The following is a 16445-nucleotide window of genomic DNA, read 5'->3' on the forward strand; positions in this document are numbered from 1 at the left end:
GGATACTGAGGCAATTTGGGAGGGACCGTTTTAATGATGACAAAAGGAATTAATCATTACGAGGTAGGCGAGCAAGCGGATGTTTTTCTGCTCGTTAAATCATCGACTAAAGGAATAGCCAGTAACGGAAAACCATTTTTAACATTGATTCTCCAAGATCAATCCGGGGAGATTGAAGCAAAGCTATGGGATGCCGGACCAGATGATGAGGTGTCCTACAGTTCACAAAGCATTGTAAAGATATATGGCGATATTCATCACTACCGTGGACGAAATCAGTTGAAGATCCGCAATATCCGAACTGCCTCAAACACGGATAACGTAAAAATTTCTGATTTTCTTGAAACGGCTCCGGTTGGACAAGAAGAAATGATGGAAAAAGTAACACAATTTATTTTCGAAATGAAAAACCCTAACATACAGCGTGTGACAAGATATCTCATGAAAAAGCATCAAAGTGAATTCCTAGAATATCCGGCTGCAACAAAAAATCATCACGAATTTGTATCTGGATTAGCTTATCATGTTGTTTCAATGCTTGATTTAGCAAAGTCCATTGCAGCTTTATATCCAAGTCTTGATACAGATTTGCTTTATGCAGGGGTCATTCTGCATGACCTTGGGAAAGTAACTGAGCTCTCAGGTCCTATTGGCACAACTTATACAGTCGAGGGAAACCTGATCGGCCATATTTCCATCATGGTAAATGAAATTGCCAAAGCAGCAGAACATTTAGGCATTGAGGGAGAAGAAATTGTGATCCTTCAGCACCTTGTCCTCAGTCATCATGGCAAAGCAGAGTGGGGAAGCCCTAAACCGCCGCTGATCAAAGAAGCCGAAATTCTTCATTATATTGATAATCTCGATGCGAAAATGAACATGCTTGACCGTGCATTAGAGCGGGTGAAGCCCGGCGAGTATACGGAACGTGTTTTTGCACTTGATAATCGGTCGTTTTACAAACCAACGTTTCATAACTAATCAGGAGAGTCTTTCTTCTTTGAAGAAAGGCTTTTTTTGCTGTTATTGAATAACCGGCATAAGACTTGAAGTCTCGGAAACTCGTAAAAAAGTGTGGAAGTCTCGGAATTAATTGAAAGTCTCGGAAAAAAGTGTGAAAGTCTCGGAATAAAGTGTGAAAGTCTCGGAATAAAGTGTGAAAGTCTCGGAATTAGTTGAAAGTCTCGGAATAAAGTGTGGAAGTCTCGGAATAAAGTGTGGAAGTCTCGGAATTAATTGAAAGTCTCGGAATAAAGTGTGGAAGTCTCGGAATAAAGTGTAGAAGTCTCGGAATAAAGTGTAGAAGTCTCGGAATAAATTGAAAGTCTCGGAATAAATTGAAAGTCTCGGAATTAATTGAAAGTCTCGGAATAAAGTGTCAAAGTCTCGGAATAAAGTGTGAAAGTCTCGGAAAAAAGTGTGGAAGTCTCGGAATTAGTTGAAAGTCTCGGAATTAATTGAAAGTCTCGGAATAAAGTGTGAAAGTCTCGGAATAAAGTGTGGAAGTCTCGGAATTAATTGAAAGTCTCGGAATAAAGTGTGGAAGTCTCGGAATAAAGTGTAGAAGTCTCGGAATAAAGTGTAGAAGTCTCGGAATAAAGTGTGAAAGTCTCGGAATAAAGTGTCAAAGTCTCGGAATTAATTGAAAGTCTCGGAATAAAGTGTCAAAGTCTCGGAATAAAGTGTGAAAGTCTCGGAAAAAAGTGTGGAAGTCTCGGAATTAGTTGAAAGTCTCGGAATAAAGTGTGGAAGTCGCGGAATTAGTTGAAAGTCTCGGAATGAAGTGTGAAAGTCTCGGAATTAGTTGAAAGTCTCGGAATTAATTAAAAGTCTCGGAATTAATTAAAAGTCTCGGAATAAAGTGTCAAAGTCTCGGAATTAATTGAAAGTCTCGGAATTAAGTGTGGAAGTCTCGGAATAAAGTGTGAAAGTCTCGGAATAAAGTGTCAAAGTCTCGGAATTAATTGAAAGTCTCGGAATTAATTGAAAGTCTCGGAATAAAGTGTGAAAGTCTCGGAATTAAGTGTGGAAGTCTCGGAATAAAGTGTCAAAGTCTCGGAATTAATTGAAAGTCTCGGAATAGAGTGTGAAAGTCTCGGAAATAATTGAAAGTCTCGTAATTAAGTGTGAAAGTCTCGGAATTAGTCGAAAAGTCTCAGAATTAGTTGAAAGTCTCCGAATAAAGTGTGAAAGTCACAGAATTAGTCGAAAAGTCTCCGAATAAAGTGTGAAAGTCACAGAATTAGTCGAGAAGTCACGGAATTAGTCGAAAAGTCTCAGAATAAAGTGTCAAAGTCCCGGAATTAAGTTAAAAACTTCGGAATAAAGCTTGAGAGTCCCTGAAAAAAATAAAATAACTATCACGATTTATTGCATCCAAGAATCATAACAAGTTCTCTTTTCATCTTCTAAAAATCATGTATAAATGGAGCGAGATTCTCATATAGTGCAGTAAAGGGCTTGTCAATGAAAAGGGGGAAGCGGGAATGATCTTGCTGCCGTGGTGGGTTTACCTCTGTATACTTGGGATTTTATACAGCGGTTACATGGCTTTTTCAACAACAAGGAAAGAGAAGATTGTTGAGGAAGCGTATATAGAACAAGAGGGTAATGTTTATATTGAAAGAATGCTTAAGGAACGTGAGATTCGAAGAAAAAATCAGGATGATGAAATGTGAAAAACTCCCCCATTTTAAAAATGGGGGAGTTTTGCTGTTATTGTCCTTCAGCAGGCTCTGCAGGAGCTGCGGGTGCTTTGAATGTATCTTCTAATTCTTTGTCTTTAACCTGAACGTCTGCTTCTTTAAGGGCTTTGTCCAATGCTCCCTGAACAGCATCAGGCTGACTTGTTTTTTGTTTTTTTACATCTGCTTCAAGTTCTTTTTTCATTTCTTCATACGGCTTTAACGTTTTTGTCACTTTAATGATGTGGTAGCCAAATTCAGATTTTACAGGGTTGCTTACTTCGCCTTCTTTAAGGGCAAATGCTGCTTTTTCGAATTCAGGCACCATTTGTCCTTTGCCAAACCAGCCTAAATCTCCGCCGTTTTGTCCAGATGGATCTTTAGAAGCTTCCTTCGCTAAATCCTCAAACTTTTCGCCTTTATCAAGACGGGCTTTAATTTCTTTTGCCGTTTTTTCATCTTCAACGAGGATGTGGCTTGCTTGTACTTTGCCTTTTAGGCTTTCATAGTATTGTTTTGTATCTTCTTCTGTTACTTTCACTTCTTCCTCAGCTGCTTTTTTGCGAAGCAGATCGACTTTCACCATATCTTTAACAGTCTTTTCGCCTTGCTGCTGAATGACTGCTTCAAATTGAGGGCCGTATTGCTGAGTTAAATTGTCAATTTCTTTATTTACTTCTTCGTCAGAAACTTTGTATTCTTTGCTTAAAACTTTTTCATGTACAAGCTCTGTCAGAACATCTTTTCCGAAGCGGTCTTTCATTGCTTCATAAAATTCGTCTTTTGTTACATTGCCTGCTTTTGTTTCAGCAATGACCTCGGAACCGCCGTCATTATTATTGCATGCGCCTAGCGCCAAAACACTTGATGCTGCTGCTAATGCAAGAGCAAATCTTTTCATCTGATACAACTCCTACTTCTGTTTAATTTAAAGACTGCCTAATAATTGGAACACTATCACATTGTGCCATGAACTAAAAAGTTTTGCAATAGGACTAGGGTAATCAGGGCATTCGTCTAGGTCAATATGGGAAACTGTCCATATGATGTATGGAACGCCGATAAGGGAGGTTTTAACATGGGTGGAGGAAATTCAAACGGTTTTGCCTTGCTTGTTGTTCTGTTTATTTTGTTGATCATTATTGGTGCTTCTTACATTTGCTAGGAAGCAATAAGTGCTGAGATTTTATAATATATGTCTATTTTTTACATGAGGATCGTGCATATGGGAGGATACGCTGGAGGCTTCGCGTTAATCGTTGTTTTGTTCATCTTATTGATCATTGTCGGTGCTGCTTGGCTGTAAGCCAAAATAAACATAGCTAACAGATTAACCTGTCAGCTATGATTGGATAAGCTGTGTGCTAATGATTGCATGCAGCTTTTTATAATGGTGAAATCTAAGTAAATAAGATTTCTATGTAAGAAGAAACTAATAAAATGGTAATCAGGACGTTGATTGTCCGGAATACTTTTGTTTGTCGGTCTTCAGGAATCTCTCGGACCAGGCACAGCGTATTGGTCAATTTATTTATATAGAATAAAATGAACACGGCAAACAAAATGAAAAATGCTATCATATGAGATTCCCCCTCTCCTCACTGATACATATTACATTACCAAAAAAATGATGAAAAAGATAGCGATGACTCCTAATAAATAGCAAAAGAAAAGCTTCTCCTGAAAGAGAGGCTTTTCTTATATATATATAAGCATATCATATTCATTCTAAATAAACTGCTTAACCATATGTCCAGAACAGTTTTTATTCATTTCTGAAATAAGATTTCAAAGCTTTCATCGGCTTCTTCAATGAAACAGGCTTTCGGAGCTTTGGAGAGCTGGCTCAAAAAAATGAAATCAGTGATACACAACCCGGTATGAAAGGCAATTCCTAAACAAAAGTAGTGCAAATAAGAAGGAAATTGAATCAATCCTGCAGTCATAAATGAAGTGACAACTATAAAAGGTGTAATAAGAGACAACAGCATATTGGTTTTACTTACATTACAGTTTGTTTTCAAAAAAAGAATCGGAATGAAAGACTGGAACTTCAGTTTAAGTGATACGCGGTATCCGGACATCCACAAAGGCAGGGCATGAAGCAGTTTGTGACATGGCACGATGCCTGCGATAAACAGCAGCAATAAGAAAAAGTAATCTTCTTTTAATTGGATAGAAGGAAAAACGACCACAAGCGGTAAATATATGCTAATAAAGGTAATCATCATTGTTAATACAGAGACTATAAAAAGTCTATGGAATCCATAATCTTTTGAAAGATTAATGGTTTTCCAGCAATTCATTTAAATCACCGTCCGAAAGTTATAAATGTTAATGCGGGTGCATGATTGATCAAGTCCTTACATACTTTACGATGTTAAGTTGGAAAAAGCAATATGAAATTTTGCGTGTAAGCGATTAAAATAAAAAGTAAAGTTTTACAAAATAAGAAACTTTCGAAAAAGAGAAGAATGATTTAAAATAAATAAACGAAGAAGAATGAAAGAAGTGAACCTTAGTGGAATCCTTAGAAAAACGAATGGCAAATTTGGAGTACTACCAGAGGTTGCTTGTAAAGATGGTTGACGCGGATAAATACCCTTTTTATCTGTCGGTCATGAAAACAGGTTTATCTGCTGAAGAAATTGAGGACATTCATCGCATTTGCGAGGAGCTTGAGCAAATGCTTGCAGAACAAAAAGAGCAAGGACTCCTCGATTACATGAGTCTCCTTACTCTTTTCGCCGGACAGCTGGACCATAGGCTTTCAGTTGATGATACGATTCTTGCCTTGAATAAGCAGGGAATGTATGTGCCGCTGATGACAGAATTCAAAAAAATTATTCGGAAATAGCTGAAGCCGTTTCAGCAGCAGGATCTTCCCGTTTTTTTAGCTTCCGGTTTTCCTCAACAAATTCCTTCTCAATATTCGTAAAGGAATGTTCGAAGATCTCCATAAAGTCATCTCCGTATATGTTTCGTATGATACACATCATTTCCATAATTTCAGGGAATTTACCATATAGGTTCTGAAGCGGCAGAGCGCCTTTAAACACAGCGTTTCTGCTTGGATCATAGTCTTCTAAAAGCTTCAGAAGTATTTCCTCTCCCTGTTCCGTCAGCTGAATGTACGTATTGCGTTTGTCATTCTGCTTTTTCGAAAACTCAAGATAGCCTCGCTCTTCAAGCTTCTTTGAAAAGTTGAATGCAGTCGATACATGCATCACACCAAATTTAGCAATCTCTGAAATAGAAGCACCCTTTAAATGATAAGCAATCCATAAGATATGATGCTCATTGATATTCAAATCATAGGGCTTAATCCATTGCTGCCAGTCTTTTTCGATGGATTTCCACAAAGCTTTGCTGAGCTGCGCGATTCTCTGGCTGAATAAAAGCGCTTCTTTTATAGAATAATCCTGTTCGTTACGTTTCATCCCCAGTCACCTACTTTTTCTCTTTTGCTCTTATATTCTATTATGCCAATAAAATAAAGATTAATAAAGATTAAATTTACAAAATTTTTAAATAAATCTTAAATGCTTAGGAAAAGCGTTGCATTTTCAGGTAAAAAAAAGAGCGGCATTTGAGGAAATCTGCCACTCGTACAAGTTAATTGCTTTGTCTACAAAAATATTCTATTTGTTTAAAGTTTGCTCTAATTCTTTAATTTTCTGTTCGATTTCATTAATTTCTTTTTGAAGTTCATTTTTATGAGGCTCAATGTCTTCTTGCCAAGTCTTAATTGATTTTTGGAGATCCGCTGTTACATCTTTTAGGACTACAGCACTTTCTTTAGCTGTTTTTATAACTTGCTCTTTTAGCGATACACTGTCATCTTTCAGCTGAATTAAAATATTTTCGAGTTTTTGTTTATTTTGCTTTAGCTGGCTGCGCAGCTCTTTTCCGGAAGAAGGGGCGGAGAGGATTGCTGCTAAACCTCCAATAACGCTCCCAACTAAAAGACCGGCCATTAATGATTTTCCTTTTGACATAGGTATCACTCCATTTTGAGTATAATTGTATGTACTTTTTCAAGAAATGAACAGGAAAGTCCTTCTTATATAAGTACCCCCTGTCAGAATAGATAAACGCTGTTTTATACATAGCTTGTGATGCCTGTGCATAGATATGAGTAAAAGGGGGGAGGAGCTTGGCTGTTGTTATCTTTCTATTTTTCACCATAAGCTTGCTTTGTTTCATAGGGACTTTTCATTACCTCAAACTAGCGCAGCAATCAGCATCCTATCCGCCAAAACATGTTGTTCACCAAAAAGCTGCTGTGCTTGCAGGAGGCGGCGTACTTGCACTGATGATCGGCATTTTATTCTATTCTTTCCAATAGGCTTCATTTTGATAGATTTTCACAAAAAACCCGACCGGCTAGGATCGGGTTTTCTTATATGTTATTCAACAGCGATGTTAGAACGCTTCAATATAGTCTGTACAATCGGATAAATGAAAACCATTGCGATGGTATTAAGGGCAACTGTCGGCAAGACAACTGCTATGAATAATGCCATAAATCCTGCACCGCCCGGAAGACCGACAATGAATAATGCGGCTGTCAGGAAAACAGTACCGGAAACAAGTGTTCCGACCGCTGTCAGGATTCCTGCTCCAGCAGTGGATGCAGCAAATTTCTTAATTCCAATAACTAAAAGATAAAAAACAAATGCAGTCACAAATTTATCAATGACATTCGGCAGAAGTCCGCCTGGAAAACTAGTTGTTAAACCGGACAGGACACCAGTAACGGCTCCAAGTAAAAACACATTGCGAATGTTTGGGAACAGCAGGATGCCTAAGAACATCATAGTGAGCATCATATCTGGCTTCATTCCACTGAAAAAGGGCGGGATAATTCCGTGCAATGCCAGTCCCATTGCGACAAATAAAGATAAAACGACTAAAACTTTTGTATTCATTTCTCAACTCTCCTCAGACTAAGCTCTTATTTTTGAACTCCCCAATAATGACCTATGTCTTATTGCAGGAGAACTTACAAAAAGTATAACAGGTATTTCAGACCTTGTAAAAAAAATTATTCGTGCTTTTTCTGGAATTCAGACATGAACTCAGCAAGTGCCTCGCACGCTTCTAGCGGCACAGCATTATAAATGGAAGCCCTGCAGCCCCCAATCGACCGGTGTCCGCCAAGACCTGAAAAGCCTTTTTCAATGGATTCTTTTAGAAAAGCTTTCGTTAAATTTTCATCTTTAAGAGTAAAAGTAACATTCATTGCTGATCGGCTATCCTTTTTTGCGTGTCCCTTATAGAAGCCGCCGCTTTGGTCGATGCACGAATAAAGCAGGCTTGCTTTTTTCTTATTCAGATCTTCAATCGCTTTTAAACCGCCTTTATCCTGCATCCACTCCAGAACAAGGGAAAGCATGTAAATCGCAAATGTAGGAGGTGTATTGTAAAGGGAATTCTGCTTTGAATGTGTGCTGTACTTCAAAATAGCAGGGATACCCTCATTTGCATTCTCCAGCATTTCTTTTTTTACTATGACGACTGTAACACCTGAAGTGCCAAGGTTTTTTTGTGCTCCGGCATAAATAAGCGAGAAACGGCTGACGTCAATTTCCCTGCTCATGATGTCGCTTGACATGTCTGCAATTAAAGGCAGTTTTGTAGAAGGGAATTTTCTCCACTGTGTGCCGTAAATTGTGTTGTTTGAGGTTAAGTGTATATAGCTTCCTTCTTCAGGATCCTCAAAGCTTTCCGGGATATATGTATAACGATCTTCTTTACTTGTTGCAATGATAGTCGTGCTTCCGAGTTTGCCTGCTTCTGATTGTGCTTTTTCAGACCAGACTCCGCTCATGATGAAATGGGCAGAAGACCCGCCTTTTAAAAAGTTCATCGGAATCATAGCAAACTGAAGGCTGGCCCCGCCTTGAAGAAATAGCACTTCATAATCCTCAGGGATCTCCATCAGTTCTCTCAATAAAGAGACAGCGCGGTTGTGAACTTCTGCATAAGGTTTGCTTCTGTGGCTCAGCTCCATGACTGACATGCCTGTTCCGTTAAAATCAACTAGTTCGCTTTGCGCTTTTTCCAAAACAACAAGAGGGATTGCTGCTGGCCCTGCGTTAAAGTTATACGTTCTTTTCATGGGAAAATGACACTCCTTACTTTGTCGCGTTGCATGATTAAATACTTTTTATTATCCTAACATGAAATAGGGGGGTGGAGTCGGAATTTTAAAAAAATATTACAATCAACAAAAAAAACCCGCATGATGCGGGGGTTAGAGCAAGCCTTCCTGAATGGATGAAGCGATTTGCTTTAAGTCTTCTGGCGTATATTCTTCTGTATGCGTTTTCCAGACAGCGCCAAATCCATCACCCTTTCCATAGCGGGGAATCAGGTGAATATGGTAGTGAAACACTGATTGTCCGGCTTTTTCGCCGTTATTATTAAGAATATTCATGCCGATAGGCTCGAATTGTTTTTTAATGGAATTTGCGATTTTTGGAACGGCTTCAAATACATTTCGTGCGATATCCGGTGTTAGCTCATAAATATTTTCTTTATGTACTTTTGGAATAACCAGTGTATGTCCTTTTGTCACTTGACTAATATCCAAAAAAGCAACTACATGTTCGTTTTCAAAAACCTTTGCACTCGGAATCTCTCCGTTTACAATTTTACAGAAAATACATCCGCTCATCATGTTTCATCCCTTTCTCAATATAAACTGAATCTTAACCGTATTTTACCATAAATAATTGAGGGATAAAATCACTTAAGAAAAGCGCAAGCGCCTTTTTGCGAAGGCATGGCGGATTCGTTCTGACTGAGGAGTCAGGCGCTTTTGCTAGCCATCAATTCGCAGCCTTTTCACTTTCCTAAAGTTAAAAAGAAACAGGATGATCAAAAAGATCATCCTGTCCTGCAGAGGAAGCAGCTGGCGCAGCTTAAAGATTAAGGCTCGCAAAACTCTTTGTCATTTCCCTCATTTGCTTGGAAATGAAGGAAAAAAAAGAGTGAATAATCGTTGTTAAACATTGTTCAAAGCAACCATCCCCTAGTTAAGAAAATCACATAAAGGATAAACTCTTAACAAATCAGTAAACGGTCTTTGACGAACACCTCATTCACAAAATGAATTTATATATGAGCATCTATTACGAAAAGTAACGGCCCGTAGACACCTCATCTCGAAATGGAAATTGATCATCATTTTTTCAATGTTAACTTACTCAAGGATTCCTTAACATAAACTGTCTTTGACACACACCTCATTTGAACTGAATGTCTGTGACAGCTGCTTTCCTCTACACTCATTATGATGTCCGGAAAAGAATTGATTATGCATCGTAAATTAGCAAAAGTGTCGCGTGATTTGTTAAAATAAAAGAAAACGGTGAAGGGACGAAAACATGAGCTTATTAAAAGTAAATCACCTGACAGGAGGATACACACGTAATCCTGTCTTAAAAGATATATCATTTGAAATTGAAAAGCACCAAATTGTCGGTCTGATTGGTTTAAACGGAGCCGGAAAAAGCACAACAATCCGTCACGTGATCGGGTTAATGGAGCCGCATAAAGGAGAAATTGCCATTAACGGCATTTCCTTTCACGAGCAGCCGACTGAATACCGAAGCCAATTTTCATTTATTCCTGAAACACCGATTCTTTATGAGGAATTAACGCTTTATGAGCACTTGGAGCTCACGGCGATGGCGTATGGACTTAGTCAGGAAACGTTTAAACAGCGTCTTAACCCATTATTGTCTGAATTCAGAATGGAAAAAAGACTAAAATGGTTCCCAAGTCATTTTTCAAAAGGCATGAAGCAAAAAGTCATGATTATGTGTGCGTTTTTAGTTGAGCCTGAGCTCTACATTATTGACGAGCCATTTGTCGGATTGGATCCGCTCGCTATCAATGCCCTGCTTGAGATGATGAACAAAGCGAAAAAAGACGGAGCGGGAATTTTAATGTCAACACATATTTTAGCAACAGCGGAACGCTACTGTGATGCGTTTATTATTCTACATAATGGAAAAATCAGAGCAAAAGGGTCGCTTGAGGAGCTCCGGTCGGAGTTTGGAATGAGGGACGCGACGCTTGATGATTTGTATATCCAGCTCACGAAGGAAGATCAAAATGAGCAGCATTGATCAGATTTGGAAAACCCGATTAGAGGCTCATCTAAAAGAAGTGCAGTCTTATACAAAATATATGTTTAATGACCATTTAATTTTTGTTCTTGTATTCTTGGGAGCAGGCGGTGCTCTATCTTATCAGGAGTGGCTGAAATCAATGCCAGATGACTTTCCGGTACTTGCGATATTAACGGCTGTATTTGCTCTTATTATTACGGCATCGAGTGTCCGGACGCTCTTAAAAGAACCTGATTTAGTTTTTCTTTTGCCGCTGGAAGAAAAAATGGCCGGCTATTTCCAAAAAGCTCTTGTATACAGTTTCTTTAGTCAGATGTATGTGTTTTTAATCGCAGCATTAGTCCTCGCACCCATGCTGTTCAGGGCTGAGAGCTTAACCGGGACAGACTACCTGATTATCTGTATTCAAATCATTCTTGTAAAAGGCTGGAATTTAATGCTGAATTTTAGAATATCCTTTTATACTGAGCGGTCAGCCAAAATATATGATTTTATTGTACGTCTGGCAATAAATGCATTAACTATTTTCTTTTTGCTGTCAAAGGCCTATATTTACGTATTCATTATGTATGGGGTTATGGCAGTGCTCTGCATTTATTTTCACAAAGCCACAAAAGCAAAAGGAGTTAAATGGGAAAAGCTGATTGACCTGGAGCTTGAGAAAAAGCAGTCCTTCTATAGAATCGCAAACCTCTTTACAGATGTTCCAAAGCTAAAGAAAAAAGCAAAGCGCAGAAAGTATTTAGACGGACTGCTTGCGTTTGTTAAATACAAACAGGAAAGCATGTACAGTTATTTATATACAAGGGCATTCTTTCGTTCCAATGATTATCTGGGCATCTTTTTGCGTCTGACAATTATCGGGGGAATCGTCCTCTATATTATCCCTACAAATCAGTTTAGTGTGCTGGCGATAGCCATTCTTGTTCTCTATTTAACCGGGATTCAAATGATCGGTCTTTATAAGCATTACGACATGCTTGCTCTGCCGGACTTATATCCGGTTCAGCCGCAGTTTAAAAAAGCAAAATTCCTTAAACTGCTGTTTATCATGGTAATAAGCCAGCACGTGATATTAACTCTGATCGCTCTGCTTTCGGGGAATATCATCCCTGCTCTAAGTCTCTTTGCAGCCGGATTTATTTTTGCCTATGGGTTTGTTTATCTTTATGTGAAATCAAGGCTGGTGAAAATGGATGCCAGCGTATTCTAGGGTAAAGGCAGCTGATGCAGGTGATATATGAAAAACAACTGGAAGAGGATTTATTTCAGTGGAAAAAGAAATTGATTAGAAAGTCCTCCATGCTTGAACGTGTTTCTAAAAAAACACAAATGAAGATTAATGAGCACATTCCGGAAAAAGTCCATGCAATCATTACGGAGAGCATTAAAAAGATGGTGCAGGCAACACTCGCGGGATCAAACCTCACAACAAGCGAAAAGAAGCTGGAAGGACTGACACTTGAAGAAAAAGAAAAGAAAGTCAGGCAAACTATCGGCACCTTCCAAAAGACTGCTGCCGTAGAAGGAGCAGGAACCGGGGCCGGCGGAATTTTCGGGTCGGCTGCTGACTTTCCTTTACTCCTTGGCATTAAAATGAAGTGCTTATTTGAAATTGCGACTTTATACGGGTTTGACCCTAAACAATATGAAGAGAGACTGTTTTTACTCTATGTCTTTCAATTGGCTTATTCCAGTGACGAACATCGAAGAAATACGTTCGAGCTGATTGAAATCTGGGACAAAAGAAAAAATGAACTGAAAGAGATTGACTGGCAAACCTTTCAGCAGGAATACAGAGATCACATTGACCTTGTCAAACTGCTGCAGATCATGCCGGGAATCGGCGCAGTTGTCGGCGGTGTAGCGAACTACCACCTTGTCCGGCATTTAGGTGAAACGGCAATGAATTGTTATCGGCTTCGAATTATGAATAAATGAAAAGAGTGCGATTTTAAATCGCACTCTTTTGGATTCTAATACTTATTTCTCAACCGAAACAGCATTGTGTTCAGACTGATAAGTCAATAATGCCAGACTGAATGTTTTTGCTGCGATCAGCATAGCTTTTTCATCAATATCGAATTTAGGATGATGGTGAGGATAAGCTGTTTCTGAATAAGTTGGTTTCGCTCCAGTGAAAAAGAACGTGCCTTTAACATGCTGCAGATAATAAGCAAAGTCTTCGCCGCCCATTTGCATTGGGCTTTCTTCGACAATTTGAACACCGGGCACTTTTGAAGCAAGATCTGCAAGCAGCTCTGTTTCCTCGCGGTGATTGACTACAGCGGGGTAGCCTCTCTCAAAATGATATTCGTAGTCAGCGTCATAAAGGGCGCAGGAAGCTTTGACCACACGTTCAATTTCTTCCTCAATCAAAGTTCGCACATCTTCCTCAAAAGTACGGACCGTTCCAATCAGTACCGCAGAATCTGCAATGACATTAAAAGGATTTTCAGCCACAAAGGATCCGACAGAGACGACCGCTGAATGAACTGGATCAACTTTTCTGCTCACAATCTGCTGCAGGTTCAGGACAAGCTGGGAGCCGATAACAACTGCATCTTTCGTTTTATGAGGCTGTGCGCCATGTCCGCCTTTTCCATTTATCGTAATCTGGAACCGATCGGAAGCAGCCATGATAGGGCCAACACGATATTGAATTTTCCCGGTTGGTTCTCCTGCCCATAAATGAGTTCCGAAGATGACATCAACCCCGTCTAAGCAGCCGTCTTCAATCATGGAAACCGCTCCGCCCGGTGCATATTCTTCAGCATGCTGATGAATAAATACTACGCTGCCTTCAAGAGTACTGCTGTGTTTATGTAATATCTTTGCTAGTATAAGTAATGCTGCTGTGTGGCCATCGTGGCCGCAGGCATGTGCTACACCCGGGACAGTCGATTTATAAGGAACATCTTTTTCATCCCCTATAGGAAGTGCGTCAAAATCGGCGCGGAGAGCAATGGTCTTTCCAGGCAAATCACCTTTTATAACAGCAACGACTCCGTTTCCGCCTACACCTGTTCTGGCTTCAATGCCAAGCTTGTGATAAAACTCGGCGATGAAGGCTGCTGTTTTGAATTCCTGGAATGAAACCTCCGGATGCATATGAAGGTAGCGTCTGATCTCCACCATTTCTTCAAAGCTCGCATCTAAATCTGAACATATGTCAGTGTACAAAAATCTCATCCTTTCTTTTTTAAGACTTATATTCATCAAATCACTAATAAGATAAAATAAATACAGATATTACAATAAATTCTAGATAAATTGTTTGAAAATTACAAGAATAATGTTTGGAAAGGGGTAGCATATTTTCTTATTCTCACAGTCGGAATCATTCTTTCGATGGATACTGCATTTACAAAGCAGGCAGATGCAGATGCGCGTGAGGCAGTTTCATGGGTTCACAATTCAAATTTCCTGCTTTCTTTTTTAGATGGTATAGGATTCCTTGCTTTGAAAACAGGAATAATAAGCTTACTGGCTCTTGCCGCTATCTTACTAGCACTTTTATATAAGCACCCCTTGCATATAGAAGAAGGCTTCAGTTTTCCAAGCAGGCATGCGATGGTCGGAGTTATTTTCTATGGATTTTTAATCTATTTGCTTGCAGGGAAAATAGCATCAGCAGCAGTAAGAAGGTGGCTTTACGCTGCTGTCGGCATTCTGATGCTGCTGATCGGCATGAGCAGAGTTGTCACGAATGCTCATTTTTTATCTGATGTGATTAGCGGATATTTCATTGGTCTGATTTGTTTAATTTTTGTGATTGCGGATTATGAAAAACTGAATGAATTTCTTTCTGCTGCAAGAAGCAAAAAGAGCGGCGTATCTGTTTGAAACAGTTCGGACGCAATTCACAGAGGCACTCTTTCGGGTGTGCCTCTCTTTATATGCTGATCTTATCTCTGGATGCTGGTCATTTTAAGCTTTGGTGGATAAATTTCGTAAATTCGGTTGATAAAAGTCAATTATAGGTGGATAAATAAAACTTGGGACGTTCCTTTTCTTTCTATTTATATAAGAAACATAGCCACAATCGTTGTCACAATCAACCCAATGGTCACAGGCAGAATATTTCGTCTTGCGAGTTCAAATGGATCGACTCCGCAAATGGCAGCAGCGGGAATCAGCGCCCATGGAATGAGTGTTCCGCCTCCCACCCAGATGGCTGTGACTTGGCCTAATGCGGTTAAAGCAGCAGCTCCCGTACCAATTGCTGTGGCAAACAAGCTGGCTATTGAGCCTGCAAGCGATATACCTGAAAACCCAGAGCCATCAAGACCTGTAAGCACACCAACACCAGTCAGTGTAATAGCACCGATTTCTTTTGTTAATGGAACAACAGATGCGAGAGCAACCCCGAGGTCATTGACTATTCCATGTGAAGTTTTTGGCAAAAAGTCCCCGACAATTCTTATAAATCCGGCATCTCCCAGATAAAAGAAAGCTGCAATCGGAATGACAGGGCCAAACACCTTAAAGCCAAACTGAAACCCTTCAATCATGTATCCGGTTGTTTTTTCAAGACTTTCATTTTTATGGGCAAGCAAACAAACGGAAAGCAGAATCACAAGCGCTGTTCCTCCGATTAAAGCTGTTGCATCTTCGCCCTGCAAGTTAAGCTTAACCATTAGAAGAATATCAATCACAAATAATATAGGGATAAACAAGGCCATAAACAGTTTCATCCTGCCTGTCAGCAGCTGCATTTTTTTCTCAGCAGAGATTGGCATTGTTAGAGAAGGGAAAGGCTTTCCAAGCTTCATATCTCTCATTAAGAAGCAATATGCTGTTAAGGTTGTAACTGCCCCCATAACAATAACGAGCGGAATGGACGCGCTGATTACATCAGTAATCGGAAGACCGGCTGCATCTGAAGTGAGTTTTGGAGCGGCTTGAATGACAAAGTCGCCTGAGAGAGCAATTCCATGGCCGAATAAGTTCATGGCCATTGCTACCCCTAATGCCGGGAGACCTGTTTTAATGGCAACAGGAAGCAGTACGGCGCCAATCAGGGCAACAGCGGGCGAAGGCCAGAAAAACCAAGAAATCGTCATCATTAATAGTCCAATTGTCCAGTAGGCAAGCGTTGGATTGCGAATGATTTTCGTGAATGGCGACACCATGGATTCGTTGATTCCGGTTATTTCTAAAATCTTGCTCATTGAAACAATGATAGAGATAACAAGGATTGTCGGGAGCAGCTCAGTAATAGCATAAATGAAGCTGTTAAAGACACTTGTAATTGAATGACTTATAGAGTGGCTTGCAACAAAAGAAATGACAATGATTCCAATAATGCTGATCACTGTTGTATCTCTTCTAAAAAGCATAAAGCCTATGATGCTTATAATAAAAAATACATAAAACCAATGTATGAGCGTTAACTCAGCTCCCATAGTAATCACTCCTGTATATGCCTGAATTTCTGTAATACAGGTTATGTCCGGCATAGCAGGGGGGGATTGTTAATTTATAAAGAATAGGGGGCAGTATTTTAGTAGAATGCTGTCATTTCCAAGGAAATATTGTCACAAGAAAAGCGGAGCCGTTATGACCGAGGAGTTAGGAGGCAGCGCTACGACTGATGTGTTCAAAAATCTTATCT

The 16445-nt window shown here is 39.6% G+C and carries 20 protein-coding genes; 10 read left to right on the forward strand and 10 right to left on the reverse strand.

Annotated features, from left to right (window positions below; translation table 11 throughout):
- Positions 1-36 precede the first annotated feature (36 nt).
- Positions 37-981: a 3'-5' exoribonuclease YhaM gene (yhaM, locus tag LIT25_04690; protein ID USK36159.1), complete on the forward strand. Its 945-nt coding sequence runs from the start codon at positions 37-39 to the stop codon at positions 979-981.
- 1505 nt (positions 982-2486) lie between these two features.
- Complete coding sequence (locus LIT25_04695) at positions 2487-2678, forward strand: sporulation YhaL family protein (protein ID USK34664.1); 192 nt, start codon at positions 2487-2489, stop codon at positions 2676-2678.
- A 37-nt stretch (positions 2679-2715) separates the two neighbouring features.
- Here the strand turns inward: LIT25_04695 and LIT25_04700 are convergent, their stop codons facing one another.
- Entirely contained in the window at positions 2716-3585 is an 870-nt protein-coding gene (locus LIT25_04700; protein USK34665.1) for a peptidylprolyl isomerase, read from the reverse strand.
- Between the two features lie 177 nt (positions 3586-3762).
- On the opposite strand from LIT25_04700, the gene LIT25_04705 reads away from it, so the two are divergent.
- Together LIT25_04705 and LIT25_04710 are read left to right on the forward strand one after the other, a co-directional pair.
- Positions 3763-3849, forward strand: a complete 87-nt coding sequence (locus LIT25_04705) for a YjcZ family sporulation protein (protein ID USK36160.1) — start codon at positions 3763-3765, stop codon at positions 3847-3849.
- A gap of 60 nt (positions 3850-3909) precedes the next feature.
- Positions 3910-3990, forward strand: coding sequence for a YjcZ family sporulation protein (locus tag LIT25_04710; protein ID USK36161.1), 81 nt, complete (start codon positions 3910-3912; stop codon positions 3988-3990).
- Between the two features lie 94 nt (positions 3991-4084).
- Here the strand turns inward: LIT25_04710 and LIT25_04715 are convergent, their stop codons facing one another.
- Together LIT25_04715 and LIT25_04720 are read right to left on the reverse strand one after the other, a co-directional pair.
- Positions 4085-4264: a hypothetical protein gene (locus LIT25_04715; protein ID USK34666.1), complete on the reverse strand. Its 180-nt coding sequence runs from the start codon at positions 4262-4264 to the stop codon at positions 4085-4087.
- Between the two features lie 189 nt (positions 4265-4453).
- Positions 4454-4990: a DUF3267 domain-containing protein gene (locus LIT25_04720; protein ID USK34667.1), complete on the reverse strand. Its 537-nt coding sequence runs from the start codon at positions 4988-4990 to the stop codon at positions 4454-4456.
- Positions 4991-5205: 215 nt separating this feature from the next.
- On the opposite strand from LIT25_04720, the gene LIT25_04725 reads away from it, so the two are divergent.
- Positions 5206-5541: a YhaI family protein gene (locus LIT25_04725; protein USK34668.1), complete on the forward strand. Its 336-nt coding sequence runs from the start codon at positions 5206-5208 to the stop codon at positions 5539-5541.
- On the opposite strand, the gene LIT25_04730 is transcribed toward LIT25_04725, so the two are convergent.
- Together LIT25_04730 and LIT25_04735 are read right to left on the reverse strand one after the other, a co-directional pair.
- Positions 5528-6124 (reverse strand): HTH-type transcriptional regulator Hpr, encoded by a 597-nt coding sequence (locus tag LIT25_04730; protein ID USK34669.1) that lies wholly within the window; start codon positions 6122-6124, stop codon positions 5528-5530. The two genes, LIT25_04725 and LIT25_04730, sit on opposite strands and share 14 nt — an antisense overlap.
- Before the next feature lie 201 nt (positions 6125-6325).
- Positions 6326-6682 carry a YtxH domain-containing protein gene (locus tag LIT25_04735; GenBank protein ID USK34670.1) on the reverse strand — a complete coding sequence of 119 codons (357 nt, stop codon included), beginning with the start codon at positions 6680-6682 and terminating at the stop codon, positions 6326-6328.
- Positions 6683-6840: 158 nt separating this feature from the next.
- Here LIT25_04735 and LIT25_04740 point away from each other — a divergent pair, with 158 nt between their 5' ends.
- Entirely contained in the window at positions 6841-7032 is a 192-nt protein-coding gene (locus LIT25_04740) for a hypothetical protein (GenBank protein ID USK34671.1), read from the forward strand.
- Between the two features lie 61 nt (positions 7033-7093).
- Here the strand turns inward: LIT25_04740 and LIT25_04745 are convergent, their stop codons facing one another.
- From LIT25_04745 to LIT25_04755, 3 genes are all read right to left on the reverse strand, one after another.
- A complete protein-coding gene (locus tag LIT25_04745) occupies positions 7094-7615 on the reverse strand; it encodes a tryptophan transporter (GenBank protein USK34672.1) in 522 nt (173 codons plus the stop codon).
- Between the two features lie 116 nt (positions 7616-7731).
- Positions 7732-8808 (reverse strand): 3-phosphoserine/phosphohydroxythreonine transaminase, encoded by a 1077-nt coding sequence (gene serC / locus LIT25_04750; protein ID USK34673.1) that lies wholly within the window; start codon positions 8806-8808, stop codon positions 7732-7734.
- Positions 8809-8943: 135 nt separating this feature from the next.
- Positions 8944-9366, reverse strand: coding sequence for an HIT family protein (locus LIT25_04755; protein USK34674.1), 423 nt, complete (start codon positions 9364-9366; stop codon positions 8944-8946).
- A 712-nt stretch (positions 9367-10078) separates the two neighbouring features.
- On the opposite strand from LIT25_04755, the gene LIT25_04760 reads away from it, so the two are divergent.
- Genes LIT25_04760 through LIT25_04770 form a run of 3 tightly spaced genes read left to right on the forward strand, consistent with a single transcriptional unit; the run spans position 10079 to position 12769 of the window.
- The gene (locus tag LIT25_04760) at positions 10079-10825 is read left to right on the forward strand and encodes an ABC transporter ATP-binding protein (GenBank protein USK34675.1); all 747 of its coding nucleotides are present in this window, start codon (positions 10079-10081) and stop codon (positions 10823-10825) included.
- Positions 10812-12041 (forward strand): ABC transporter permease, encoded by a 1230-nt coding sequence (locus LIT25_04765; GenBank protein ID USK34676.1) that lies wholly within the window; start codon positions 10812-10814, stop codon positions 12039-12041. Before LIT25_04760 ends, LIT25_04765 begins: the two co-directional genes overlap by 14 nt.
- 14 nt (positions 12042-12055) lie before the next feature.
- Positions 12056-12769: an EcsC family protein gene (locus LIT25_04770; protein USK34677.1), complete on the forward strand. Its 714-nt coding sequence runs from the start codon at positions 12056-12058 to the stop codon at positions 12767-12769.
- A gap of 42 nt (positions 12770-12811) precedes the next feature.
- Here LIT25_04770 and LIT25_04775 read toward each other — a convergent pair whose 3' ends face one another.
- Positions 12812-13966 (reverse strand): amidohydrolase, encoded by a 1155-nt coding sequence (locus tag LIT25_04775; GenBank protein ID USK36162.1) that lies wholly within the window; start codon positions 13964-13966, stop codon positions 12812-12814.
- 213 nt (positions 13967-14179) lie between these two features.
- On the opposite strand from LIT25_04775, the gene LIT25_04780 reads away from it, so the two are divergent.
- Positions 14180-14674 carry a phosphatase PAP2 family protein gene (locus LIT25_04780; protein USK34678.1) on the forward strand — a complete coding sequence of 165 codons (495 nt, stop codon included), beginning with the start codon at positions 14180-14182 and terminating at the stop codon, positions 14672-14674.
- Positions 14675-14850: 176 nt separating this feature from the next.
- Here LIT25_04780 and LIT25_04785 read toward each other — a convergent pair whose 3' ends face one another.
- Positions 14851-16236, reverse strand: coding sequence for a hypothetical protein (locus tag LIT25_04785; protein USK34679.1), 1386 nt, complete (start codon positions 16234-16236; stop codon positions 14851-14853).
- Positions 16237-16445 lie beyond the last annotated feature (209 nt).

The organism is Bacillus sp. F19, from assembly GCA_023823795.1.
Lineage (GTDB): Bacteria > Bacillota > Bacilli > Bacillales > Bacillaceae > Bacillus_P.